At 46.3% G+C, this 23,611-nt stretch carries 26 protein-coding genes and 2 pseudogenes; 16 read left to right on the forward strand and 12 right to left on the reverse strand.

Going from position 1 to position 23,611, the window contains the following annotated elements:
* The first annotated feature begins 5 nt into the window (after positions 1-5).
* Positions 6-1,520 carry a malate dehydrogenase (quinone) gene (mqo, locus tag DQX05_RS12080; RefSeq protein ID WP_259391948.1) on the forward strand — a complete coding sequence of 505 codons (1,515 nt, stop codon included), beginning with the start codon at positions 6-8 and terminating at the stop codon, positions 1,518-1,520.
* 248 nt (positions 1,521-1,768) lie between these two features.
* Here mqo and DQX05_RS12085 read toward each other — a convergent pair whose 3' ends face one another.
* Together DQX05_RS12085 and DQX05_RS12090 are read right to left on the reverse strand one after the other, a co-directional pair.
* Positions 1,769-2,959, reverse strand: coding sequence for a spr1629 family repressor/antitoxin (locus DQX05_RS12085; protein WP_119793856.1), 1,191 nt, complete (start codon positions 2,957-2,959; stop codon positions 1,769-1,771).
* A gap of 39 nt (positions 2,960-2,998) precedes the next feature.
* On the reverse strand, positions 2,999-3,754 hold the full coding sequence (locus DQX05_RS12090) for a spr1630 family ClpXP-sensitive toxin (protein ID WP_119793858.1): 756 nt from the start codon (positions 3,752-3,754) through the stop codon (positions 2,999-3,001).
* 268 nt (positions 3,755-4,022) lie between these two features.
* Between DQX05_RS12090 and DQX05_RS12095 the strand changes: the two are divergent.
* Positions 4,023-4,133 (forward strand): annotated as a pseudogene (locus DQX05_RS12095) (Crp/Fnr family transcriptional regulator); the annotation flags it as partial.
* A 134-nt stretch (positions 4,134-4,267) separates the two neighbouring features.
* On the opposite strand, the gene DQX05_RS12100 reads toward DQX05_RS12095, so the two are convergent.
* The 5 genes and pseudogenes from DQX05_RS12100 to DQX05_RS12120 form a co-directional block, all read right to left on the reverse strand.
* Positions 4,268-4,765 carry a hypothetical protein gene (locus DQX05_RS12100; RefSeq protein WP_119793860.1) on the reverse strand — a complete coding sequence of 166 codons (498 nt, stop codon included), beginning with the start codon at positions 4,763-4,765 and terminating at the stop codon, positions 4,268-4,270.
* A 160-nt stretch (positions 4,766-4,925) separates the two neighbouring features.
* Positions 4,926-5,987, reverse strand: a complete 1,062-nt coding sequence (locus tag DQX05_RS12105; protein ID WP_119793862.1) for an endonuclease/exonuclease/phosphatase family protein — start codon at positions 5,985-5,987, stop codon at positions 4,926-4,928.
* A gap of 112 nt (positions 5,988-6,099) precedes the next feature.
* Positions 6,100-6,312: pseudogene (locus DQX05_RS31955) on the reverse strand (ATP-binding protein); the annotation flags it as partial.
* A 708-nt stretch (positions 6,313-7,020) separates the two neighbouring features.
* Positions 7,021-7,524 carry a type II toxin-antitoxin system PemK/MazF family toxin gene (locus DQX05_RS12115; RefSeq protein WP_310735664.1) on the reverse strand — a complete coding sequence of 168 codons (504 nt, stop codon included), beginning with the start codon at positions 7,522-7,524 and terminating at the stop codon, positions 7,021-7,023.
* A gap of 3 nt (positions 7,525-7,527) precedes the next feature.
* Positions 7,528-7,764 (reverse strand): hypothetical protein, encoded by a 237-nt coding sequence (locus DQX05_RS12120; protein ID WP_119793865.1) that lies wholly within the window; start codon positions 7,762-7,764, stop codon positions 7,528-7,530.
* 727 nt (positions 7,765-8,491) lie between these two features.
* On the opposite strand from DQX05_RS12120, the gene DQX05_RS33095 reads away from it, so the two are divergent.
* Together DQX05_RS33095 and DQX05_RS12130 are read left to right on the forward strand one after the other, a co-directional pair.
* The gene (locus DQX05_RS33095; RefSeq protein WP_397335362.1) at positions 8,492-8,662 is read left to right on the forward strand and encodes a replication/maintenance protein RepL; all 171 of its coding nucleotides are present in this window, start codon (positions 8,492-8,494) and stop codon (positions 8,660-8,662) included.
* Positions 8,663-8,732: 70 nt separating this feature from the next.
* A complete protein-coding gene (locus DQX05_RS12130) occupies positions 8,733-8,930 on the forward strand; it encodes a hypothetical protein (RefSeq protein WP_119793869.1) in 198 nt (65 codons plus the stop codon).
* 41 nt (positions 8,931-8,971) lie between these two features.
* Here DQX05_RS12130 and DQX05_RS12135 read toward each other — a convergent pair whose 3' ends face one another.
* The gene (locus DQX05_RS12135; RefSeq protein ID WP_119793871.1) at positions 8,972-9,451 is read right to left on the reverse strand and encodes a hypothetical protein; all 480 of its coding nucleotides are present in this window, start codon (positions 9,449-9,451) and stop codon (positions 8,972-8,974) included.
* A gap of 68 nt (positions 9,452-9,519) precedes the next feature.
* On the opposite strand from DQX05_RS12135, the gene DQX05_RS31960 reads away from it, so the two are divergent.
* The 3 genes from DQX05_RS31960 to DQX05_RS31970 are packed head-to-tail and all read left to right on the forward strand — an operon-like array spanning position 9,520 to position 10,673.
* Positions 9,520-9,897: an RNA polymerase sigma factor gene (locus DQX05_RS31960; protein ID WP_259391932.1), complete on the forward strand. Its 378-nt coding sequence runs from the start codon at positions 9,520-9,522 to the stop codon at positions 9,895-9,897.
* Positions 9,798-10,067, forward strand: coding sequence for a DUF1835 domain-containing protein (locus DQX05_RS31965; RefSeq protein WP_259391950.1), 270 nt, complete (start codon positions 9,798-9,800; stop codon positions 10,065-10,067). The genes DQX05_RS31960 and DQX05_RS31965 overlap by 100 nt, the downstream gene beginning before the upstream one ends.
* Positions 10,068-10,673 carry a hypothetical protein gene (locus DQX05_RS31970; RefSeq protein ID WP_259391933.1) on the forward strand — a complete coding sequence of 202 codons (606 nt, stop codon included), beginning with the start codon at positions 10,068-10,070 and terminating at the stop codon, positions 10,671-10,673. It abuts the gene before it with no gap.
* Between the two features lie 110 nt (positions 10,674-10,783).
* On the opposite strand, the gene DQX05_RS12145 is transcribed toward DQX05_RS31970, so the two are convergent.
* Positions 10,784-11,476 (reverse strand): Dph6-related ATP pyrophosphatase, encoded by a 693-nt coding sequence (locus tag DQX05_RS12145; protein ID WP_119793873.1) that lies wholly within the window; start codon positions 11,474-11,476, stop codon positions 10,784-10,786.
* A gap of 278 nt (positions 11,477-11,754) precedes the next feature.
* Here DQX05_RS12145 and DQX05_RS12150 point away from each other — a divergent pair, with 278 nt between their 5' ends.
* A complete protein-coding gene (locus tag DQX05_RS12150) occupies positions 11,755-12,375 on the forward strand; it encodes a TetR/AcrR family transcriptional regulator (RefSeq protein WP_182914719.1) in 621 nt (206 codons plus the stop codon).
* On the forward strand, positions 12,372-14,336 hold the full coding sequence (locus DQX05_RS12155) for an ABC transporter ATP-binding protein/permease (protein ID WP_119793875.1): 1,965 nt from the start codon (positions 12,372-12,374) through the stop codon (positions 14,334-14,336). The genes DQX05_RS12150 and DQX05_RS12155 overlap by 4 nt, the downstream gene beginning before the upstream one ends.
* 121 nt (positions 14,337-14,457) lie before the next feature.
* Here DQX05_RS12155 and DQX05_RS12160 read toward each other — a convergent pair whose 3' ends face one another.
* The 3 genes from DQX05_RS12160 to DQX05_RS12170 are packed head-to-tail and all read right to left on the reverse strand — an operon-like array spanning position 14,458 to position 17,326.
* Positions 14,458-15,063 (reverse strand): response regulator transcription factor, encoded by a 606-nt coding sequence (locus DQX05_RS12160; RefSeq protein WP_119793877.1) that lies wholly within the window; start codon positions 15,061-15,063, stop codon positions 14,458-14,460.
* Positions 15,060-16,166, reverse strand: a complete 1,107-nt coding sequence (locus tag DQX05_RS12165) for a sensor histidine kinase (RefSeq protein WP_119793878.1) — start codon at positions 16,164-16,166, stop codon at positions 15,060-15,062. The genes DQX05_RS12160 and DQX05_RS12165 overlap by 4 nt, the downstream gene beginning before the upstream one ends.
* Before the next feature lie 26 nt (positions 16,167-16,192).
* On the reverse strand, positions 16,193-17,326 hold the full coding sequence (locus DQX05_RS12170; protein ID WP_119793880.1) for a DUF418 domain-containing protein: 1,134 nt from the start codon (positions 17,324-17,326) through the stop codon (positions 16,193-16,195).
* Between the two features lie 226 nt (positions 17,327-17,552).
* On the opposite strand from DQX05_RS12170, the gene DQX05_RS12175 reads away from it, so the two are divergent.
* From DQX05_RS12175 to DQX05_RS12210, 7 genes are all read left to right on the forward strand, one after another.
* Complete coding sequence (locus DQX05_RS12175; protein ID WP_119793881.1) at positions 17,553-18,293, forward strand: Bax inhibitor-1/YccA family protein; 741 nt, start codon at positions 17,553-17,555, stop codon at positions 18,291-18,293.
* 166 nt (positions 18,294-18,459) lie between these two features.
* Positions 18,460-19,131 (forward strand): lysoplasmalogenase, encoded by a 672-nt coding sequence (locus tag DQX05_RS12180; RefSeq protein WP_259391934.1) that lies wholly within the window; start codon positions 18,460-18,462, stop codon positions 19,129-19,131.
* A 274-nt stretch (positions 19,132-19,405) separates the two neighbouring features.
* Positions 19,406-20,569 (forward strand): phosphotransferase, encoded by a 1,164-nt coding sequence (locus DQX05_RS12185; RefSeq protein ID WP_259391951.1) that lies wholly within the window; start codon positions 19,406-19,408, stop codon positions 20,567-20,569.
* Positions 20,570-20,709: 140 nt separating this feature from the next.
* Complete coding sequence (locus tag DQX05_RS12190) at positions 20,710-21,051, forward strand: zinc ribbon domain-containing protein YjdM (protein WP_119793885.1); 342 nt, start codon at positions 20,710-20,712, stop codon at positions 21,049-21,051.
* A 612-nt stretch (positions 21,052-21,663) separates the two neighbouring features.
* Complete coding sequence (locus DQX05_RS12200) at positions 21,664-22,017, forward strand: helix-turn-helix domain-containing protein (protein ID WP_259391935.1); 354 nt, start codon at positions 21,664-21,666, stop codon at positions 22,015-22,017.
* A gap of 142 nt (positions 22,018-22,159) precedes the next feature.
* Positions 22,160-23,050 carry an NUDIX hydrolase gene (locus tag DQX05_RS12205; protein ID WP_119793889.1) on the forward strand — a complete coding sequence of 297 codons (891 nt, stop codon included), beginning with the start codon at positions 22,160-22,162 and terminating at the stop codon, positions 23,048-23,050.
* Entirely contained in the window at positions 23,050-23,610 is a 561-nt protein-coding gene (locus tag DQX05_RS12210; protein ID WP_119793891.1) for an NADAR family protein, read from the forward strand. The genes DQX05_RS12205 and DQX05_RS12210 overlap by 1 nt, the downstream gene beginning before the upstream one ends.
* The last annotated feature ends 1 nt before the right edge of the window (position 23,611 follow it).

The following is a 23,611-nucleotide window of genomic DNA, read 5'->3' on the forward strand; positions in this document are numbered from 1 at the left end:
AGCGTATAAGGGCGGTAAAAATGAGCAGCAGACAAACCGAAGCAGACGTTATCTTAATTGGTGCCGGAATCATGAGTGCGACTTTGGGGACATTGTTGAAAGAATTGGTGCCGTACTGGGAAATTACCGTGTTTGAGAAGCTGGCAAGCGCAGGAGAGGAAAGCTCTAACGAATGGAATAACGCGGGAACGGGGCATGCTGCGCTGTGCGAGCTGAACTACACAACCGAAAAACCGGACGGGTCCATCGATATTAGCAAAGCGATAAAAGTGAATGAACAGTTTCAAGTTTCCCTGCAGTTTTGGTCCTATCTTGTAAAAAGCAATCTGATTCGGAATCCGCAAGACTTCATCATGCCATTGCCTCATATGAGCTTAGTAGAAGGGGAGCAAAATGTAGCGTTTTTGAAAAAACGTTTTGAAGCGCTATCAAACAATCCTCTGTTTCAAGGGATGGAATTTTCCGATGACCCGGCAAAATTGAAGGATTGGATCCCACTGATTATGAAAGACCGGACCTTGAATGAACCGCTAGCGGCAACACGAATCGAATCCGGCACAGATGTCAACTTTGGCGCTTTAACGCGCATATTATTCGATCACTTACAGAATAAAAACGTCGATATCCATTACAAACATCGTGTTGAGGATATGACACGTACTAGCGACGGCTTGTGGGAATTGAAAGTACGGAATGATAAAGGCGAAGTCGAACGCCATACGGCTAAATTTGTCTTTATCGGCGGCGGGGGAGGAAGTCTTCCTTTACTTCAAAAATGCGGTATTCCTGAAGGAAAGCATATTGGAGGATTCCCGATAAGCGGGTTATTTATGGTGTGCAATAATCCGGAAGTAGTAGCACAGCATCATGCCAAAGTATATGGTAAAGCCAAGGTTGGCGCACCTCCAATGTCGGTTCCGCATCTTGACACCAGATTTATCGGTAATCAAAAAACGTTGCTCTTTGGACCGTTTGCCGGCTTCTCGCCAAAGTTCTTAAAAACCGGTTCCATGTTTGATTTGATAGGTTCTGTAAAACCGAATAATGTGCTCACGATGTTGGCGGCGGGTGCAAAAAACCTGTCGTTGACAAAATACCTAATCCAGCAAGTTATGTTATCGAAAGAAAAGCGCATGGAAGAGTTGCGAGAGTTTATCCCGAACGCCAAAAACGAGGATTGGGATCTGCTGGTGGCGGGTCAGCGTGTGCAAGTCATTAAAGACACGGTTGCCGGCGGTAAAGGAACGCTTCAATTCGGTACGGAAGTGGTTAGTGCCGCCGATGGCTCGATAGCCGCCTTGCTCGGAGCTTCTCCGGGAGCTTCGACCGCCGTGTCCGTCATGCTTGAGGTCATCGAAAAATGCTTCCCGCAGCATGTAAAAGAGTGGGAACCGAAAATAAAAGAAATGATTCCTTCTTATGGCGTGTCCCTTTTGGAAAACCCGGAGCTTATCCATGACATTCGTACGGCAAAAGCGCGGACGCTTGGTCTACACAGTGAACTGCAACCCGTTTTGTAGACAGTACAAAAGATAAAAATGAGTGAAGCGGCCTTCGTCCTAAACCCTATAGGATTGAGGCCGTTTTGCTTTGCCTGTATCGACATGAGCAGACTGTTATGACGTGGAGCATCGGGCGTATGAGATTTGTGCGGTTTCCAATGAATGGCCATAATCCATCCCGTAAAAATATCCCCTTCAAGCTCACTCGCTTCCTCATGATATCTTGAGGTTCTTTTGAGTGACGGCTTGAAGGGGATGCTGCTCATTCAAAGCTCAGGTATTTTGGTAACATTCTGGAATCCGAAATCCAAGTTTCTCGTCATGTACTTATTAAAAAAGCTTGGATCAATTCCTGTCATATGATGAAAGAAGGATACTTCTACTTTCCAATCGTTCTCAATCATATAACCAATGTCTAAGAGCCCCCTGTTTGAAACAAGATCAATGATTGTTTTGATTTTCATTGGTTTCTGGATCGGAATTACATCATCAAGCGGTTCAATTTTTAAATAACCTTTCCGGTGCATTGCCGCGTAAAAGTTCCGATGATCTTTTGGCTCGATGATCCCAAGATTAGCTGCCCTATAACCCAACACTTGCAACGAAGTTTTCCATTTCTTTTTCAAATCTAAGTAATCATCTGGATTCGTGATATGGGAAACATCCTTCATGTCAAGTGTGAAGTCGTCTTCCGGTAGTAATAATGCTCCCGCAAATATATCCGCTTCATTCTCAATCATTTTGTGCTCTTTCCGGTCTAAGTTCGCGAACTCGAGGCGATAATGAAGCAACAGATGACCCAACTCATGTGCGATATCGAAGTTCCTTCGAACAGCCGATCGTTTCATATTACCTAAAATGATATAGGGTCGATCGTTTCGGGTCCAGAGGCTATAAGCATCAATCTCCTCGCCAATTGCCTTCTCAAAAACGAATACTCCGCTCTTTTCGATCAGGAACATGAGATCATCATTATTAGAATTCGGTAAGTCGAGTCTTGTTCGCGCTAAATAAGCGACATGATATATTTGCGTAGATCTGTCGTCCTCTGTATGATTTAAATACTCAATAACCTCGTCCCTTAACCTAATGATTTTTAGGGTAGGAAGGCTGACTTTGGCCGTTACGTAGTTGACAAAAGTATCTAAATATTCGACATGCTTTGCTTCTGCCTGCGTTTTCGAAATGACATTCAATACTTTTGAACGATATGCGATGTTCATTACGTCGACATTGGCAGGCGTCATGTACCGTGAAAGCATGTCTTCTGTATAAAAGTATTTGCTTTTTACGCTAAAAATTCGTTTTAACTCGTTCACGATCTGCATTTTCGGAGATGTATAAGCGTTCTCGTACTGCCAGACGGCTTGTTCTGTAACACCTAACATTTCGGAGAGATGCTTTCGCGAATATCCATGCATGATGCGTAAATTGGTTAGATTTTTACCAATGAACATGCTTGCTCCCTCCTTAATTACCAACACAATTCTGTTAATTTATGAATTTTGCTGTTCATCCTCATATATCCCGATATCAAATGCGGCTGGATCCATAACATCATCGTTCATTTCAGGTGCCACTACATCGCGATCCTCTTCAGTTAACTCAGCTCCGGAGATAAAGTCGGAGAGATCCTCAACGAAGTAAGCGATGTTATCATTGGGATTAGGCAAATAGTGTATGATTTCAGATATCTGGTATGCCTCATCAAGTCCGTATGTAAGTATATGAAATTGATTGTAGGATGATGTGAATTTCTCTAGTTCGTCTCTTATTTGGCTTTCGACAATCAAAAAGGAAAGCTGTTCAACCCTCTCTGTTTCCTTTCCTCTTTTCGATGATTGCCGTATGGAGGGGAAGGCTAAGTCTTTATTGATTTTCGAGAGTTCATGGAGATAGGTGCGTCGCGGACCTTTCTTTCCGTTATCGTTAGACAGTTTTGCTTGTGAAAAGCATTCTTCATTGAAATAAGCCGCATTTTTTATAAGAAAAAGAATCTTGGAGTCTCCATGTATGAATTGTAGATAATCCCATGTTAATCCCGCTTTTGATTTTTTATATGTGAAGCCGTGACCAATGCACTCTTCAGCGAGCTTGCTTTCAATAAAATTACCCTTTGTCCAGGAAAAAGCTGAGCTAATCTTCATTTTTGATTTGCGATCTTTACGATGTTCAATATAGTCACGATAACCGTCAACAATAGCATCAACAATCATTTTATTGTGTTCAGGACTAAACTTGTATTGATCCATCTCAAACACTCAATTCAATTTTATGAAGACAGTTATAGTTTAATCGAAATTGGACTGTATTGAAATGATTTTTTTTGATTTTTTTAAAGTTCCGTTATAAATCTTCATTAATTTTTATAGTTGTAAAAGGGTTTGGCTGGATGCTTAATTTGAATTATTCTCGTTCTTTCCAAGTATTATTCACAATAAAAATGACGGTGAACTGTATTCTAAATCGTGCTAAAGTGGAGAAAGATGACTTTATCTGCGAAATGAAAGGGAAAAAAACATGAAAGAAATATTGTTCAAGTACATGACTAGATTTACATCCCTTAACGAAGAAGAGCAACGGGCAATCGTTGAAGATATCGTCGTTGAAAAATTCAAAAAAGGAACAGTTACGGAAGTTGCGCTGCAGGCCAAAGGCATTATGGCTCATACGGTAAGAATATAATGCCGAACAACGAAACCGCGAGTATGCGGTTTTTTGTTTTTCGGCAGTTCTGAGGGCCACTGCTTGGAAGTATAAGCATTTTACCCACGGTACTCGCGCAGTTCTTGAAGGACCGTATTCAGCGGCTTGGGGCGGGCTATAATATTGCTGCCGAGCGAATGCACGGCATAAACGGGCCCAAAGGGAAGCGAACACCAGCCGAAGATGCAAATAAAGCTGCAAAAGAAGAGATTAAGCAGCGGAGTGGGATGGTAGCCGTTCACATAGTAGCTGGACTTGGTACGATAGGAGAACAGAATCCAGGAGAAGCAAATTTCATATTGCATAAATTGGGTCTGGCTGTCGATGAGGATGCCGTTATAGTGAGCGCCGTCTTGACGAATCAGAGCGGAATTCGACAGCAGCCATGCATTCATTTTTGCGCCGCGCTTGTTATCGATGTAGATGAACAGAGCGTACAGACCGACCGTACATGCTGCCAGCAGCAAGAAGATAGAGAAGCTCGTATTGCCGCGAGGCAGACTAAGTATAAAAGAGACAGCGAGAACACTGGCTATCACCAGCAGTGCTGAAGGCATATGTTTCCCCCCTCTTTTCTTCTATCATCGGCATGACAACTGGTTTTTTCAAGAGGAACGGGCGGCAAGTTGATGATATGGAGAGGGCAGAGGCCTATCAGAACCGCAAAAAAGCCAGCATCTCCGAACATCAGAGGCGCTGGCTTTCTTTACATCAGGCTTATTTCAAAATAAATCTCCCGGTCACCGGGTTATGATCGCTGTGCTCGAAGTTCAGATCGTGTCCGATCACATCGACGATTGCGACATTCGGAGAGACGAGGAAGCCGTCGATAACTGCGAGGAAGTTAACCCCTGGCCGATATGCGCTGTCCAGCGTGCGGACGGAAGGCGTGCCCGGGTCTACCGCCCATTGGAATCCAGCCGGAGCGAAGGTATCAGGGAAGGGCTGCAGCCACTGCGGCCATTCCTGCTGCGAGGGAAAGCGTCTGTGGTCGGTTCCCGGCAAGGAGTGGTTCCAATCGCCGCCGATGATGAGGTAGTTGTCCTTCTTCATTTCTTGCTGAATATAGTTCCCCAGAAAATCAAGCTGTTGCTTGCGGATGGTGCCGCCCTTGTCGAAGGCCGATAAATGCAGGTTAATCAATACGAGCTCTTTGCCGTTATTGACAGGGAAGCGGCTCTCGATAAATGCGCGATCCAGTTCAAACAGCTGCACAGGCCAGATCTCTTTGCCCGGCAGATCGAAGCGGATATGAGAGGTGCTGGAGAACGTGGATAACGTCAGCAATCCGCTCTGCACCGCACCCATTGGATGGGTCAGCGGCACGGGAACCCAGGCCACCTTATAGTTATAGGCAAATGTGCTGCTATATCCCGGCAGGCTGTCGCTAATCATCTGAACCTCGTTAATATGATGGCTGCGTGAAGAATTAACGTCTACTTCCTGCAGGATATACAAATCGGAGCGGCTACCCTGTAGAAAATCGGCAATAGCCCGCAGGTTCGCTTCCGTTTGTTCCTTGCTGCTGGAGCGGGATCCCGTTCCGCCGTCCATGAAGAAGTCCTGCCCTTGGTCGAGGCCGGCGTAGCCGAGATTGAATGTCGTGACGGTGAACGGCTGACCCTGCTTCAGCGTAGAGGTGGTGTTATTATTGGTTAGAAGTTCTACTTGAGCAGGGGGCTTATAATCAACCGCTGTCATATAGATGAGAAAAATGGCGAGCACAGCAACGGGCGTGAGCACGATCCAGGCCAGCCACTTGAACAATTTTTTGATCATCAGATCGTTATTACCTCCTGGGTTATCAAATCTTGCCGCGCCAGCAACCAGCCTTGAAGTCCCCGGCCAGCTGCAGGACAGGGACGGTTCATGACTGGCTCCTTATAGAATATTAATGATGTTTATCCGGAATGACAAAGGATACGGTCGTTCCCTCATCCGGCTGGCTCATAATAGATAAGCCGCGGCCGTAATCGGTGACTTCAATCCGCGTGAAGCCATCCTGGCGAGTAATCCGAAGCTGAATCGTGCCGCCCTCATTGCGGCTGAGGAGGCCGTGCTTGACGGCATTCTCGACCAGCGGCTGAATGGAGAGAGGAGGGAGACCACGTCCATCGCAGGCAGAGGAGACCGCCGAAAATCAAGATCAGCAAAGCTATATTTCGATATTTAGGGGGAATTTTATTTATTTTGGGCACATGCTCAAGGAGTGGGGACATTTAGCACTTATTCCTTTACGAAAATGGTCTATTGAATGATTCCATAGAAAGGTGTCTGCAAAACGGATATTTGCTGCCTTCTATCAAAGTCGTTGCAGACCATCCGTTAAGGTGCATATTGCCGAAGCTATGTAACTACTGAGCGTTCAATAGGGTGAAGATCGCCGTCATGCTTGATTCATTTGATTATAAGTCTTTATGCGGATGTTAACAATATTGCCCAAAAATATGTTCTTGGCCAAATTGAAACAGTTAGAAACATAAAGGGCAATCCACTTGAGGATGATGAGACTAAATAACGGTTGCCTTGCGGATGGAGTGAGGTGAAAGTAAGCCTGGGTTGCATCGTAGCACTCAGCAGGAGTTTTATCTTATGACATTGTTATATTAGGAATGGATTGATTAAACTCGATGTGAGCAGAAATCCAATTGCATCTTTAGGTATAAGGGGGGGCGTATTTGTTCGTTGTTGCCAAAATTGTTATAAGACCAAAGAAGCGGACCCTCCTTTCAGAGGCATCCGCTTCATAAACGATACACTGCTATTAGATACTTAACATTTTAACGTGAATTCTTTGACCTGTCCATCTTAGTTAAAAATTCTCTAAGTTTTTACTTGCCGCAACTTCCTTAAATGACTCTAATAATTCAGGAGAGTGATTTAATAGCAGTTCTTCAACAGACTTTAAAACAGATTTTACATCTGAAAGTTCAGCCTTTAATGCACTTTGCTTACGTTTAAGATCAAAAATTTCATTATCGTGATGTGCAGAGAGTACTTTATAGAAAAATAGAGAATTTAGTAAATACTCATCTACTTTCTCTAGAATTATAGGGTTGGTAACTTTGCCTGAACGGTTTAAAATACGATTCTTGCTAATCCAGCGTATTCCTCCTACTCCGATCCCCGAGTCACTTGTTAGTCCAGTTGTATCACTTTTAGGAAGATCAATCACATCCTTTCTACCTCTTCCGTAAGTTTTAGAACTGCACGGAGCAAGTAACACAGTATTATAACTGTTCGCGATAATTATTGCTGGGTGTTCATATGAGGCTTCATAACCAAAATTCATAGCCCCCAATTCAATAAAGACAATTTCCTAACGTTCATATTTGGCTCTCGTTTCTTTTCCATGATCATCTATCCATCTCTCTACATGAACCAACCATTGAGCCATGGAATAGGCATCTGCCTCTTGCAGCTTGTCCATCAGATTCCAAATTGTTTTTTTGTAGGAATCTGCAACAAGTGAGACTTTTAAACCTTTTGTAGTCTTTTTGCTGCTACCTAACTTTTCAACTTCACGTTTAACTCTGCGCTTATCTACAGGAAACAAGTAAATTCACCAACCTCTGTCATACTTTTCCTTATAGGATAATTATCACTCCAATGTGATGAGCAAATCAAACGCTGTACATCGCTAAATACTGAGAGAAGAACGAAAAACCTGGGTTCGCGCCTGAGGCAGGTTCTATTCTTTCTTCAAAACCCTAATTGACTTTCCATTTTATACCCTGGCGAACCCGGCGATACCCTGCTTCTACTTGGTGATAAGGAACAAGGCATAGCCATTATGAAGGGCGATATGTTTACGGAGTTAGCCCAATAAAATTTTCGGCATGCAGGAGAAGGAGGGAGGTGAATGAGCGGAATCGCCATTCATACGCAGCACCAAGAAGTACTCCATAGATTTGCGAATGAAATATTCCGTCCAGACAAGAAGCAAGAAGATTCGGGCAGGCACAGGTAACCTTTTTGGCCGATACCGGCACTTAGAAGAAGAGAAGACGGATGAAAGGGGACAACCAACGTGCTTCAATGGTTTGAGAACCACTTTTTGAACCATTTTTTACGGGTTTATACCTGTTTAAACAGGTTTATACTTGTTGAGGATGGATCTAAAAGATAAATGTATGAAAAAGAAACTATTTTGAGTGCGAAATATAAAATCAAATGGACTTATCTTTCGTTATATGGTAAAATATGGGTAGATGATCATATTGAAAATATTTGTCTCGGATGAACGCGGGAATGTAATTGCAGAGTGGGGTAGCTTAGGACCCATGTTGGAACTGCTTGGAGGGAAAAAGATTAAGGTCGTAAATTATTTTCTTAAATGTGCAGAAGAAAACGATGGCTACATATTTGGATCTTTACGGAAAATCTCTGAAGATACAGGCGTTGCTTATTCGACTGTAGTGGAGACAGTGAAAAACTTCAGGATTCCGGACTAATCCAAAGAATTCAATCCGGCACATACGTACTGTGTGGTGTAAAGGAACCCAAGTAAAAGGAGCAAATCTGATGAAAAAAGATGTTGTTAAAAAAACAACATTAAATCTAGTAATATTTATCTTGATTTTTATTTTTTTGTATTTTATTTATATATCTGCATTTCACATGCCTAGTGACCCAAAAGAAATTGGGGCTTTACAAATTAAAGGTGGAACAGTAATTTTTGTGATTCTAGTTTTGGCTTTTATAAGAACCCGTTTGAAATAACCAAAAAGAGAGGGGATCTCCCCCTCTCTTTTTGGTTTAAATTAGTTTACAATAACTCTACCAAACTGGTATTTATTCGGATTTAAAATAGCGTATGGATATTTACCATATCGACTACTACCGTCCCACAAATACCACTTCGACATATCACCAGTAGATCTAGCTTGCTTATAAATTACTCCTTTTTTCTGAGAGGCTGCATCAGCAAGAAAAGACGCTTTATGTCCGTCGGCCACAGTGGTAAGGATATCATAGGCCGTATATCCCCAAGCAAAGAAACTTAAGAATGGTACTATTTTCGCAGCTTTAGTAGCCCCATATTTTGTAGTTAGACTTTTTTTCGCCTTATCGATACCTGACGCTATAGCTACTTTAATACCGTGTTTTACCATTTCTTTAGACATGTCCGCTCCAATTGATTTTAACATATCGTTCGCCATAACTTGGACAACATCGGGAGGAATAAACTCCATACGTTGTACTATTTCAATATTCCTCCAATCATTGCCAGACCAACCCATCTTTTTTACATACTCGGTAGGTATTTATTTTTCCTTCGTAAGTTATCTTGGAGCGTCAGTGCTCTCGAATGCTGCGCCGCAAGCGGCACCCGAGCGTTCCTATCCATGAATGGGGACAAATAGCCGGCTATTCCATTCTGGAAATCTCGAGCTGCTTGGGCGTGTCCGTATCCACTTTGAAAAAAAGGCTCTTTGATGCCCGCCGCATGCTGAAGAAGTCACTTCACGTTGCTGATTTCATATCCGTGTTCCACGATCTCTATGAAGGAGGTACAGGCATGCTTCATATTGTAAATGGAGATTCTGTCGCGGAGAAGTTAAAGAAAGGCGTTATCAAGGAGAGATTCTGGTATGGAGAGAAGTATATCCTCATGGTCCCGTATTTCGACATATGGATGCGGCTCAGAATCGAAGACAGCGGGCGCAGTATTTGGAACAGACTTTAGGGATTCCGCACAATGAGTATATGCAGACATGCGAGAAGCAGGAAGAGATCTTACAGAACTTCGGTAAATACAAAGAAATCGTCTTATGGTTCGAGCATGACTTGTTCGACCAGACGATGCTTTCCTACTTGCTGCATTGGTTCTATCATCATCCCTTGGGAGACACGTAATTGAGTCTCTTGTGCATCGGATCTTATCCGGGCATCGAGTTGTTCCGCGGGTTGGGGCAGCTATCTGCGGAACAACTCCAGACGTTATCGGGAACATGGCAGCCGATTGGGCAAGAGGAGCTTACATTGGGCCAAAAAGTATGGGAAGCGTACACGTCAGCCGAATGGAGTGAGCATCTTCAATTGCTCAAAGAGGATACTTCCGCCGTGCCCTTTGTGCGGGACGCATTCGAGGCGCATCTGGCCCGGATTCCATCCGAGCGGAATGGAATCGGGATCATTGAGCAGGTCACTTTAGAAGCTGTATCTGCGGGGATTCATCATCCATATGAGCTATTCAAGCAGGTTGGGGACCGATTGCATGTGCTCGGAATGGGTAATCTGGAGTACGGGTACCGATTGAAGAAAATGTCGGAAGAGCCTTCTCCGTTGCTGCAAATCGAAGGGCTGACCGCATTTCCGGACTATCATGATTCCGTCCCGTCCTTTCGCCAATGCGCGGTTCGCCTAACCGCTCTGGGGCAGCAAGTTCTGGCCGGGGAGGCGAACTGGGAAGACATAATAGGGGCCGATGAATGGTATGGCGGCTTCCATCGCCGCAAATAAGGAAAACCAGCTCACCCATCATGCGAATAACCCAATTGAATAAGCGGCTGTCTCGCGGAAGTTTTCAAGGGGCAGCCGCTTGCTTTGCCGGCTCCTTCGTCACCTCTGTCTCAAGGCTTGTCCAGCTCCAAAGGCAAAAACGCATATTCTCCGCTTCTTACCATCTCACCTTTACGAACGGGAATGGGCTGTCTGAATATTGGCCCGTCGATGACGGTCGTATGGAACTCGCCGCCTTCTCCGCAAGGATCGATGCCGCGGGCGAGAAGCTCCTCCACATACTCGTGGGTCAGCAATCGGCCCAAGTCGTCCTCCCGCATGCCTAACGACAAATTCACGGTCACCAGCATCGTAACGAAGCCGAGATCGATGAATTGCCGGACCGATTCCAGATGATCCATTTCCCAGAGGGGCATTCCCAGCCGTAAGCCGGCATTTTGCGTCACTCTATCATGCCAGCAGCCATGCGCGGGCATATCCAGGTCGCCGGTGACCAACACTTCTGCGCCTTCGCTTCTCGCTGTGGCCAGCAGGATCATAAAGTTCTTCTCATAATCCGCCCAACTCGTGGCGGCTGTATATACAGGCAAGCCGATCGAGTCCGCTTGGGCCTTTATCAGCTCGGGCGGCATGCCATGGGAGCGGGAGCGCTGCCCTTCTTCCTCCAGCATGACGATCAGGCCGACGGCTTCACCAACCTGCATCGCTTTATATAGCGCTAACGTACTGTCCTTGCCGCCGCTGAAGGAAGCGACAAATTTATGCCCGCGAGCGCCGTTTTTCCAATCTGCTGTCTCTGTCATTCCTGTCTTCTCCTTTGTTGTTATGGCTTCTTACCATGAGGGAAAGAATAAAGCTAACCATCTAGCCCGATCGCTAATCTGCAGAAGGACCCTGATTGGTGTTTTCTTGTTTCATTCTATCACTAAAAAGATCAAAGAAATATGAGAGCAGCAACTGAGTGAAACTGCCCTTATGACACAGTGTCATATATTTCTATTGAAATTACGACATCATGTTATTTATACTTAGAACATTCCTGATATGACACGGTGTCATTTCAATGATTGGAGGAATACGGGTGCCAAAACAAACATTTTTTAATTTATCCGAAGACAAACGGAGAAAGTTAATGAGTGCAATGAAGGAAGAGTTTTCGCGAGTTCCATTGCATGAAGCTTCCGTTGCGAATATCGTCCAGACAGCCGGGATCCCAAGAGGCAGTTTTTATCAATATTTTGAAGATAAGGATGAGGCGTTTTACTTTTTGTTAGAGCAACACACCAAGGACAATCAGGAGAAGTTTATTGCAAGCTTAAAAAAGTTTGATGGCGACATCTTTGATGCATTTATTGAAATGTTTCGAGAGATGCTGAAATTCCAAAATAAAGAGAATCGAAACTTTTTTAGAAATGCTTTTTTAAATATGAATTATAAGATGGAAACGACCTTTACACAAAGATTCACTGAAGTCAATGTAGGTGAACATTTTCTGGAAATTAGCCAATTAATTAATACGGACAAATTGAATATCACGAATGAACAAGACCTATTTCATATGATGAAAATAATGATGGCCATTACGATCCAAAGCCTAATTCACAATTTTGCGGAAGATCTGCCCTTTGAGAAAGCAATGGGCATCTATATTTTGGAGCTGAATTTACTGAAACGCGGTTTTTATAAGGGGGACAATAAATGAAATTGTTGGAAATTACAGACATCAAGAAATCCTACACCATAGACAAAAAGTTAGAAACTCAAATTCTTCATGGCGTAAGCTTGAGCTTCAACAAAGGAGAATTTGTATCTATACTCGGTGAGTCGGGTTGCGGGAAATCAACATTGATGAATATCATTGGCGGCATGGATTCTAATTATACGGGAGATGTCCTGGCAGAGGGCAAGAACCTGAAAAATATGAAGGAAAGCGAACTCGATGATTATCGGAAAAGTAAAATCGGGTTCGTATTCCAAAGCTTTAATTTGATTCCTCACCTTACGGTATTGGAAAATGTAATGATTGCGATGCAAATGGCCAACAAAAGTGAAAAAGAGCGCAAGGAGAGAGCAATACAACTTTTGGCTGAGGTTGGTCTACAGGATCATATGATGAAAAAACCAAATCAACTGTCCGGGGGACAAAAGCAACGCGTATCGATTGCCCGGGCCCTGTCTAATGATCCGGATATCATTCTGGCTGATGAACCGACAGGGGCTCTAGATAAAGAAACGAGCCAGCAAATATTAGATCTGTTAAACGATATCGCAAAGAAGGGCAAGCTCGTTATTACGGTAACCCATTCCCAGAAGGTTGCGGATTCGGGCACCCGAATCGTTAAAATCGAAGATGGCAGAGTGGTAGAAGATGTTAGACTAAAGGATGCTTATCGATCCGTTGAAAAAACAGAGCAGACGAACCCCAAAAGTCTCAGCTTGATGTCTTCGATCAAGCTTGCATTAAAAAATATGAAATTGAATGCAAAACGAAATATACTAGTTGCTATTGGAGGCTCCATCGGAATCATCAGTGTCATTCTGATGCTGTCTCTGGGCAGTGGAGTAACGAACTTTATCAATGATGAAATCAACTCCAGCATGAATCCGTTGATGATTGAAATTACCAAACAGGCCGAAGATAACGGAAACGGTCCGGAACAATCCATGCCAATGATGTTAGCACAGGAGCCTTTTACAGAAGAAAATATTGATCAAATCAAAAACATTCCTAACGTAAGCAGCATTGAAAAAACCACAGCCTATAATATGAAAAGCAATGCGGTATTCGGTGACAAGAGGTCGGATATTATACAGTTCTCCACGCTAACCAATTCCATCAAGGAAGATAATGTAGAGACTGGGAAACTACCGGCCGATAATGAAATTCTTATCACGTCGACTCTTGCGAAGGCATTAAGCAGCAGCGAGCAATACGAATCGATCGTCGGTCAAGAAATTAGTGTATATGTGAATGATGTGGGTCCTGATAACAAGCCTGTACTGGTAGAAGCAACATGGAAGGTCTCCGGCGTGTATAATGCCGGCAATATGGGACCGCAAGGCATGACCGCCGCTTATGTACCCTATGAAACGCTGGAGACAGCTTTTGCCGAACAGGGACTGACCTTGCATCCAACACAAATCAATGCTTTTGCTGATAAAAAAGAGCATGTGGAAGGGATCAAAGAAACATTAAAAGAAGAAGGATACGCCAATTCGCAAACCGCTGCGATGCTGGAGCAAGTGACAACGTATTTGGATATGGCTACCGTGATTCTTGCCGGCATATCGGGAATATCCCTTATCGTATCGGGAATTATGATATTGGTCGTGTTATATATAAGCGTGGTTGAGCGTACGAAGGAAATCGGCATATTACGTGCAATTGGAGCCCGGAAGAAGGATGTCAAAAGAATCTTTTTCTCTGAATCTGCTTTGCTCGGGTTATTCAGCGGGCTGATCGCGGCTGCGGCCGGTATGGGCATAAGTGTAATTGGAAATAGTTTGTTAGCTAAAAGCTTCGGCGCAGAGCTTATCAATCTAACAGGTTCAACGATGCTCTTTGGGATCGCGGTCAGCTTGATCGTAAGCATCATCGCAGGGCTGATGCCATCGTCCAAAGCGGCCAAGCTGGATCCTATGGAATCTTTAAGATTTGAATAATTTGCAGGTTGAGCAACCAAAAACTCTACCCTTGCCCGAAACGGGCAGGGGTAGAGTTTTTGGTGTAAAATTGGGTGGGCGCTGGATGCGGGCCGAGCGGCGCATGCCGTGCACTCGCGAGCTAGAGCCATCCTTTGTCATCGGCAATATTTACGGCCTGCTGTCTCGATTCGGCTTCCAGCTTCTGAATCGCTGCGGACAAATAGTTCCGCACGGTCCCCTTCGTTAAGAAGAGGGCCTTGCTGATCTCACTTGTCGTCATGCCTGTTTTGGTAAGACGTAGCATCTCTGCTTCCCTTTCACTTAACGGGTTAACTTCTTTCATAAAGAGGGCTGCCGCCAAATCGGTGCTGATCACCCGTTCCCCAGCCATGACCCGGCGGATCGACTCAATCAGATATTCAATCGGTTCATCTTTTAACAAGTAGGCATTCACTTGAGCCTCGATCGCTTTTTGTAAATAGCCGGGCCGGGCAAACGTAGTCACGATCATGATTTTGCAGGGCAAGCCGACATGTCTGATTTGCTCCGCCAACGCAAGGCCGTTGATGAGAGGCATCTCAATGTCCAGCACACACACATCAGGCTGATGCCGCTGTATCGCCTCCCAAGCTTGTTTCCCGTCCGGCACTTCAGCCAGCACCTCCATATCGGGTTCAAATTTCAACAATGAGGCGAAGGCGCCGCGCAGCATTTGCTGATCTTCGGCGATGACGACTCGAATCATGTGGCAGGGCTCTCCTTTCCGAGTTGACGAAGCGGAAGCTGCATAGAAATAGACGTTCCCCCGCCCGGTGAGCTGCCCACCTTGAAGGTTCCATGAAGGGCTTGCATCCGCTCCTTCATTGACTGAATTCCATTTCCGGTTGCTATAGGCAACAGGCCAACTCCGTCATCCGTTATCGACACACAATATAGATTGTCCACCGTTTCCAGCCTGATTGTACATTGCTTTGCTTGACTGTGCTTGACAATATTGGTCGCCGCTTCCCGAACCGCGAGCGCAATCATCGTTTCTTCTACGCTAGCTAACAGGGGAGGCGTTCCATTTTCCACGATGTCCAGTTCAATCCCTGCCGTATGCAGCAGCTTGCGGCAATGCTCGATTTCATGCGCCAGCGAGATGAACTTCATATCCGACACCAACTCTCTTACCTGCTTCAAGGCGATTCTCGATGTGTACAGTATATCCTTCAGTTCTTCCTTGGCCTGTATCGGGTTTTTATCTATCCACTTATTGGCCAGCTCGCATTTCAGCTTAATCATCATAAGGGTTTGCCCCAGCGTATCATGAAGATCTCTCGCAATACGCTGCCTTTCCTCCTGCTGAATGTACTTTTCAAGCTGTTGATTGGCTGCATCCAGCTTGCTCTGCAAGCGCTTGGCCTTTTCCATAATATGAATGACGATAGGGAAGAGCATTTGAATAATCATGATAGGCAGGAATAGGAAATTGTCTGTCCTCTTCCCATACACGAGGATAAACATAAGGGCAATGGCGGCAATCGCGATACCAATATGCCACTTGGACTTCGACCTTCCGATCAGGTCGGCAAATATAAAGCCAAAGACTAAGAGGTTCGGGTCGATGTACATACTGATCAGAGCAGTTGTAGCAAGACCGGCTAGAACTGCCGCTAGCAGATACCCATTGCGATGCCACAGTCCGATATAAAAGGAAACAAGAAAGGAAAGCAGAAGAAGGAGACTTCCCAAGAGACCCGGATTCGAACGGGAGCTGAGAACCATGTAAAATAAATACACGATCGCGATAACATCTAAGAGCAAATAATTCTTGATTTGATCTCTTGGGTAGATCTTGAATATCATGGATGGCCTCCAGTTCGGTTATCGGTTTATCTGGACTCGAAGATTCCCACTGCGCGTCTGCGGACCGATTCCATCGGCCCCAGCTTAAAGACACGAAGCCATGTTGAGGCACACCATAGCTGGAATAAGGAAATGCCGATCCAGACCGCTATAACGGCCACGGAATTCAGCTTTCCGCCTAGAGCAAATCCCCAGCCATAAAAAAGGACGGAAGCGATAATATTTTGCATAACATAACAGCTTAAAGACATCTTCCCGGCGTGTTCAAGCAGGCGCCACAGCCAGTTCCATTTCGTATATTGTATCATTTTTCCAATGAGTGCTATATACCCAAGGGAAAGGAATGGGGCAAATAAATAGCGCACAGGCAGATCAAAGGCGCCCCCAGGAATAAAAATCAACAGGTTCAACGGCAGACCGAGAAAGAGCCCCAGTTTCAACAGTTTTTGACGCTGCCTGTGGCCGTTCTCATCTTGGGCAAAGACCCCTGAGCGCATGAGACGGACGCCAAGCAAAAACAAAAAGACATTCATGGGTATAACGAAAATGGCTTCCAAGCGAAGCAGTAGGAAATGAGACAGCCGATATTGGATCTGCTGCAGCCAAGAACCGTCTTGATAGAGAGTAACTATCGGATCGAAGCTGCCCAGCGACTTATGGGGAGCCATCAAGGAAAGAAGCAGGATCGCCAAGATGATGACCGCATGGACGCTGCCAATCCCTTTCATCGTAATCGATATGAGGCGGTCACCGCCTCGGACGATAAAGGCCGCAATCATGCCAGTGATCCCGTAGCTCATGAGGATGTCATACTCCATGACCAGGGTGAAATGAAGCAGGCCTTCCATGATCAGGATGAGGAGGACCCACATATAAACGCCTGGCCAAGCTTTCCCCGTGCGCATTGCTTGCTGGTACTTTAATTCCAGTCCGACTCCGAACATAATCGTCAACAAGCCAAGCATCTTCCCGTTCACAAGGAAGAGCACAATCATCCTGAGCAGATCATCAAGCCCCCACCAGCCGGTATAAGTGTCCGTCAACAGATAAGACAGGTCTCCCAATTGCGCGAATATCCAGATGTTCGTCCCAAGTGTTCCCAGGATGGCGAACCCCCGCAGAATATCAAGCAGTCGAATTCGCCCTTTGCGTTGCTCCACATTACTCCCCCTCTTCTCACATTGATTACCGTGGCCTTATTGTAGTTGTAAAGAGGGTGACAAAACATTCACACCTGTAAAGAGATCTGTATGACAAGTGTCATCTCTGCGTGATTCAGGGGCTAATCTCGGTTGGAATCATTGCATTATATTTCACAATCAAGGTGGAGGAATATATTAACATATGGTAATATAGGTTTAAATATATATTGGGAGGTTCTTTCATTTGATTGGTCGCAGTGGAAATCCGACGCTCAACGAGAATACGTTTGAGAATAGCGGACATTACAATGGACAAGAGACGATGACGATTGGCGGCACGGTGAACAAATCGTTCATGACGCTGGCGCTGCTCGTGGGGGCAGCCGTTGTCTCTTGGACTATGTTCTTCAATGGGTACGAAATGTTGCCTTATATGATAGGCGGAGCGATTGGCGGCCTGATTCTGGCCCTGATCATCAGCTTCAAGCCTTCGACGGCGCCGTTGTTGACGCCTGTCTATGCAATTGCGGAAGGGTTGTTCCTCGGGGCATTGTCAGCCAACTATGAATCATTGTACTACGGCATTACCCTCCAGGCGGCTTTGCTGACAATGTGCGTGTTCATGGGCATGCTGCTTGCCTACAAGACGGGCATGATCAAGGCGTCGGCAGGCTTCAAGCGCGGCGTATTCGCCGCAACGGCAGGAATCGCGATTGTCTATCTGCTCAGCTTTGTGCTTCGGATGTTTGGCGTAACGGTGCCTTATCTGCATGACAGCACCCCGATTGGTATCGGGATCTCGGTCGTCATCATCATTATCGCGGCTCTCAACTTCGTGCTGGACTTCAACTTCATCGAAGAGGGGGCGCAGCAGGGCGCGCCGAAATATATGGAGTGGTACGGGGCATTCGGCTTGCTCGTGACCCTCGTATGGCTGTACATCGAGATTGTCCGTCTCCTGGCCAAGCTGGCGAATCGGGATTAATCGAATAGGAACAGGTTAGCGATTGCGGAGTGTCTTTGTTGAGGCACTCCGTTTTTTAATGTCCATAACGGGATGCAGCTTGCCATTAAGACATTTACTGAAGGTATGCAGAATAGGATATACGGAGCCGCTTATATATGGACTATGCATGAAGGGAGAGGTTCCTGTGGTGAAGTATGGGCTGCCCTCACTTATCGTTGTCATGGGTATCCTTTATATTTTCGTGATTCCTGACGAGCCGCAGGCGGTCAAGCTGCTGTTCAAATTAATTCCGATGTGGCTGATTATCGCATACGGGTATCTTCACATGCCATTCAACCGCAAGAGATGTCATTGGATGATAGGAATCGGGCTGTTTTTCTGTATGCTCGGCGATGGACTGTTGGGTTGGTTCATCATTGGCCTGTCGGCCTTCCTCATCGGGCATTTGTTCTATGTGACTTCATTTATAAGCAGATGGCGCATCTCCGGCATTCGCTTCTTCATGCTCATTCCGATCCTGGCGTATGCCTCGTTCATGAGCTGGCATCTGCTTCAAGCGCTGATTCAAGCCGATAATTACGTCTTGGCTGCCGCTGTACTTGTCTATATTATCGTCATTTCCTTCATGATCTGGTCCGCAATCATGACGGGGAACAAGCTGGCGATGGCCGGCAGCGTGCTGTTCGCGGTATCGGACTCTATATTGGCGTGGGATAGATTTGTATCCGATGTTGCCTTCGCAGGGCCGTTGATTATGCTTACGTATTACACGGCCCAGTTCCTTATTGCTTCTAGCCTGAGAACGATCGGGGAAGATCCACGCACTGCCGCCACCCATTCAACCGGCCGTGTATGAACTAAGGGCCTGCAGCAGAGCTCAAAGCCCGAAATATCGATTTCCTCTTGCGAACGCTTTAGCGTTTTGCTCACCATCATCCATCTCCTTTGTTCAGCGAGCATTCTGACATCTGACATCCTACCAGGTGTCTTTTTCTTTTGTCACTACATATATATCGGCCCGCTATCGATCTGGGAAAAGGGTCTTCGCACCCAGACGCGAATAAATATAACTGAGAATGCTTTGGGTTCGTTGAAATGAACGTACGGAGGAGGATACGAAGGTGAGGGATATGATGAACGATGCAGGCCTGTTCCGCAGCGCGATTCCCTGCTTGCGGGACAGCGCCAATATCGAGCAGATTCACAAGGGATACTCCAGCGACAGTAAGTATATCGTGTATGGGCAGAGCGGCTGGCCTCAATATATTTTAAGGACGTATGGCATTGATCAAGTTGAGAACAAAAGAATGGAGTACAGCAGGCTCATCATGATGGAGGAACAGGGGGTGACATGCTCCCGGGCGGTTGACATCGGCGTCCTCCCTAATAAGCGGCTCGGGTATATGATTGTCTCCTACGTGGAGGGAAATGAGGCGTCGGACGATCTGCCGCTCCTTCCCGGGAAAGAGCAGTACGCGATTGGCGTGCAAGCGGGCGAGGAGTTGCAAAAGATCCATCATGTCGCCTGCCCGGACAGCATGAAATCCTGGCATGACAGGATGGCTGCCAAGCATCAGCGGTACCGGTCGGAATATGCCAGCTGCGGCGTGGCGATCGACCATGAGGAGAGGCTGTTATCCTTCATTGACGGCCACCTTCACTTGATGCAGGACAGGCCGAATCTTTTCCAGCATGACGACTACCATAGCGGCAATCTCATCGTGAAGGACGGCAAGCTCTCGGGGGTCATCGATTTCAACCGAAGCGACTGGGGAGATCCGCTGCACGACTTCGTGAAGGTCGGGATGTTCAGCGCCGAAGTGAGCGTGCCTTTTGCAGTCGGGCAAATTCGGGGCTATCATCATCACAATGAGCCTGACGAGGCATTTTGGCGGCTGTATTCGCTCTATCTGGGCATGACATTGATCTCATCCGTTGTCTGGATTCTGAAGGTGCGGCCGGAGGAGCTGGATTCCATGATGATGAAGATCGACAGAGTCATGGATGATCATGACCATTTCGAGTTGATTGTGCCGAAGTGGTACACCCGGTTTCCGCTTGAAGCGCATGCTCCGACATCTCTCATAACTTACACATCTGGAGAATTAGCGAAATATTTTGGGGTAAGTCAAACCACCATAACCAATTGGCACGAAGGAGGTCGGTTTGAAGGAATTACGTATCATCCTGGTAAGCAGCTTCGTGTTCCGGAAGATACACGATTTCGGCTTGCTTCCGGCGGCTTGCTTCCTATTTCGGAAGTCGTAGAAATGTGGCATAAGGAAAACGAGTAAACCTTGCGTTAGGGCGGATTATCCCGCTCTTTTTTATTTTCTTCGCTTATGCAGTAACCGTAGGGTCCAGTGAATTTGCCAATATGAGAAATCTATGCCAGTATATAAACATATTAATAACGATTGGAGTTAATGTAACTATGTCTAATTTGCCAAACTGCCCGCAATGCAACTCTGAATATACGTACGAAGATGGACATCTATTGGTATGTCCGGAATGTGCACATGAGTGGACGCCAGGGGCCGAAGCGGAAGCTAACGAGGATGGACGAATCATCCGAGATGCCAATGGAAATGTCCTGAACGATGGGGATTCCGTAACCGTGATCAAAGACTTGAAAGTCAAAGGAAGCTCATCCGTTGTGAAAATCGGAACAAAGGTTAAAAATATACGCTTGGTCGATGGGGATCATGACATCGAATGCAAAATCGATGGCTTTGGAGCGATGAAGTTAAAGTCTGAATTTGTGAAAAAGATCTAGAAGGATAACCTTGGCGCAAGTGCGCGCCCGATTCACAGAAGACGGGCTGAACGGCTTTGTGGAGGAGTTTCGGGGCATGATTTCCTAGGCGATAGGCAGAGGACACTTTCTATTCGATGGCATGCTGATAATAACCCCAAGCCTTGCTGTCCTTTTGCAAGGAATATATCATCCATACGAGCAATCTCCTGCAGGAGCGGGATTGATAATGAATAAAGCCGTCAACCGCCCCTCTCAGTAACGAATCCATATGGGTAGCATACAGATTAATATGAGCCTGATAAGGTGTAGACGCAATCAAGTTTTGCATTTTATGATAGGAGAGAGAGTAAGCATCATCCTCATCCCCTGCCGGACAGTCTTCAAATAAATAGACATGCGGTCGAACAAAGCTGCCTTGCAAATAAGGCAGCCTATTTTTTTCGGGGCATAAAGCTACATTAAAGTAATGCATTCCTTTTCACCCTTCTTGGTCATAATGCGGTCAGAATTATGAACAGTACTGATCCTTAATATTAGTGTATATATGAACAGATATCAAACAAATCCCTTCTTTAATACTCTGTTTTCAGGTATGATGCTTCTCTAACCTGAAAGAGAGGTGGTAAACCGTTGTTGCTGCAGTTGATTGGGGAGAGATTAAGATATTTGAGAAAGAAAATTAACCTCACACAAGAAGAATTAGCGGAAAAAGCAGGTCTGAATCCATCCTATATAGGCTCTGTTGAGCGGGGAGATCGCAATATTTCCATACAAACACTGGAGAAGCTTATCCATGGTCTCAATATTACTCCTACTGAGATGTTTCAGTTGCACGAGATGGATGTGTTATCTTCCAATCTGGAAGATGCGCAACTACTGGAAGTTGTTAATTCACTACTTTATAACCGATCCTTGGAAGAAAAGAAACTAATTTATCGCATTATTAAAGATGTGCTGGAAACGTTGGATTCGAAATCTCAATGAATGCCCGCCTTGTCTGCCGTTGTTATGGATACGGTCTTTTTTGGCCAACCTAACCACGACAACCTTGACAAAGCGCGCCCCGTCGCATATATTGTTAGTATCAAATAGATAATATCAAATATTTACGAACAGGTGATGAACAATGGAGTTGCGGGATCGCAATGGGCTAACGGAACGGGAGTTCCTGGAGCAATACCGCGCAGGGGATTATGAGCGTCCGTCGGTCGCGACGGACATGGTCATCTTCACGGTGACGGATACCGCGGAGGATAATTACCGCAAGCTGCCGGAGAAGGAGCTGCGCATCCTGCTCATTCAGCGCGGCGGGCATCCTTATCTGGGGCAGTGGGCGCTGCCGGGCGGGTTCGTCCGTCCCGTTGAGACGACGGAGCAAGCGGCCCAGCGGGAGCTGCGGGAGGAGACGGGCGTAGATAACGTCTACCTGGAGCAATTGTATACGTTCAGCGAGCCCGGCCGCGACCCGCGGACGTGGGTAATGAGCTGCTCGTATATGGCGCTCATCGACAGCAGCCAGGTGCAGGTGGAGGCGGGGGACGACGCTGACAACGCCGCCTGGTTCCAGGTCTCGTACCGGCTGCTGCGGGAGTCGAAGGAGCTGCTGGGGGATGGATACCTCAAGACGCGGCAGTACGAGCTGACGCTGGTCAACGGAGATGACATATTGACTGCCGTAGTGGAGCGGAAGGTCACATCGACGGATACGGCTTATGCGACGGAGTATGCCATCGTCTCCAACGAAGGACTGGCCTTCGATCATACGAAGATCATCGCCTGCGCCATCGAGCGGCTGCGGGGCAAGGTCGAGTATACGGACATTGCGCTGCATCTGATGCCGAAGCTGTTCACCTTGACGGAATTGCAGCAAGTATACGAGGTCATTCTCGACCGTGAGCTGCTGAAGGCCGCATTCCGGCGGAAGGTGGCCCATCTCGTCGAGGAGACGGATCACTATACGGAGAACGCCGGTCACCGCCCGTCGCGGCTGTACCGGAGAAGCTGGGAGAGGATATGATGATGTACAGCATAGAAGAGCTGCGGAAGGCTCATAACGCGGGTCAGAAATTCAAATATGTATTCTTCTGGGGACATACGCCGCCAGCAGACGGCAGCGTCAACCAGAGCTGCTTCAGCCAATGGTGGATGTGCGAATTCACGGTCGACGGCGAGCGCTATTCCTGCACGGAACAGTATATGATGGCGGAGAAGGCACGCCTGTTCGGCGACGACGAGATGAAGGCGGCGATTATGAACGCGAAGCATCCGAAAGAGATGAAAGCTTATGGCCGCGCCGTGAAGAACTTCGATAAGGACATATGGGAGCGCAACTGCTATGAAATCGTGAAGCGGGGCAACCATGCCAAGTTTTCGCAAAATCCGGAGCTGTGGAATTTTCTGAAAACGACGAAAAACCGGATCCTCGTGGAGGCAAGCCCGCGCGACCGCATCTGGGGCATCGGGATGGGCAAGGCCAATCCGGACGCGGAGAATCCGATGAAATGGCGGGGCCGAAATCTATTGGGCTTCGCATTGACCGAGATCCGGGATCAGCTTTTAGCACAAGAAGGGGAGTAGT

Source organism: Paenibacillus thiaminolyticus (assembly GCF_003591545.1).
In the GTDB taxonomy this organism is placed as follows: Bacteria; Bacillota; Bacilli; order Paenibacillales; family Paenibacillaceae; genus Paenibacillus_B; species Paenibacillus_B thiaminolyticus_A.

Bases quoted from the DNA above. Each gene is read 5' to 3' on its own strand.
- DQX05_RS12190 (WP_119793885.1), top strand. From the start codon at position 20,710: ATGTCTAATTTGCCAAACTGCCCGCAATGCAACTCTGAATATACGTAC.
- DQX05_RS12155 (WP_119793875.1), top strand. From the start codon at position 12,372: ATGAAATTGTTGGAAATTACAGACATCAAGAAATCCTACACCATAGAC.
- DQX05_RS31960 (WP_259391932.1), top strand. From the start codon at position 9,520: ATGCTGCGCCGCAAGCGGCACCCGAGCGTTCCTATCCATGAATGGGGA.
- DQX05_RS33095 (WP_397335362.1), top strand. From the start codon at position 8,492: ATGTTGGAACTGCTTGGAGGGAAAAAGATTAAGGTCGTAAATTATTTT.
- DQX05_RS12205 (WP_119793889.1), top strand. From the start codon at position 22,160: ATGGAGTTGCGGGATCGCAATGGGCTAACGGAACGGGAGTTCCTGGAG.
- DQX05_RS12085 (WP_119793856.1), bottom strand. From the start codon at position 2,959: ATGTTCATTGGTAAAAATCTAACCAATTTACGCATCATGCATGGATAT.
- DQX05_RS12210 (WP_119793891.1), top strand. From the start codon at position 23,050: ATGATGTACAGCATAGAAGAGCTGCGGAAGGCTCATAACGCGGGTCAG.
- DQX05_RS12145 (WP_119793873.1), bottom strand. From the start codon at position 11,476: ATGACAGAGACAGCAGATTGGAAAAACGGCGCTCGCGGGCATAAATTT.
- DQX05_RS12090 (WP_119793858.1), bottom strand. From the start codon at position 3,754: ATGGATCAATACAAGTTTAGTCCTGAACACAATAAAATGATTGTTGAT.
- DQX05_RS12160 (WP_119793877.1), bottom strand. From the start codon at position 15,063: ATGATTCGAGTCGTCATCGCCGAAGATCAGCAAATGCTGCGCGGCGCC.
- DQX05_RS12185 (WP_259391951.1), top strand. From the start codon at position 19,406: ATGATGAACGATGCAGGCCTGTTCCGCAGCGCGATTCCCTGCTTGCGG.
- DQX05_RS12130 (WP_119793869.1), top strand. From the start codon at position 8,733: ATGAAAAAAGATGTTGTTAAAAAAACAACATTAAATCTAGTAATATTT.
- DQX05_RS12100 (WP_119793860.1), bottom strand. From the start codon at position 4,765: ATGCCTTCAGCACTGCTGGTGATAGCCAGTGTTCTCGCTGTCTCTTTT.
- DQX05_RS12105 (WP_119793862.1), bottom strand. From the start codon at position 5,987: ATGATCAAAAAATTGTTCAAGTGGCTGGCCTGGATCGTGCTCACGCCC.
- DQX05_RS12165 (WP_119793878.1), bottom strand. From the start codon at position 16,166: ATGATATTCAAGATCTACCCAAGAGATCAAATCAAGAATTATTTGCTC.
- DQX05_RS12135 (WP_119793871.1), bottom strand. From the start codon at position 9,451: ATGGGTTGGTCTGGCAATGATTGGAGGAATATTGAAATAGTACAACGT.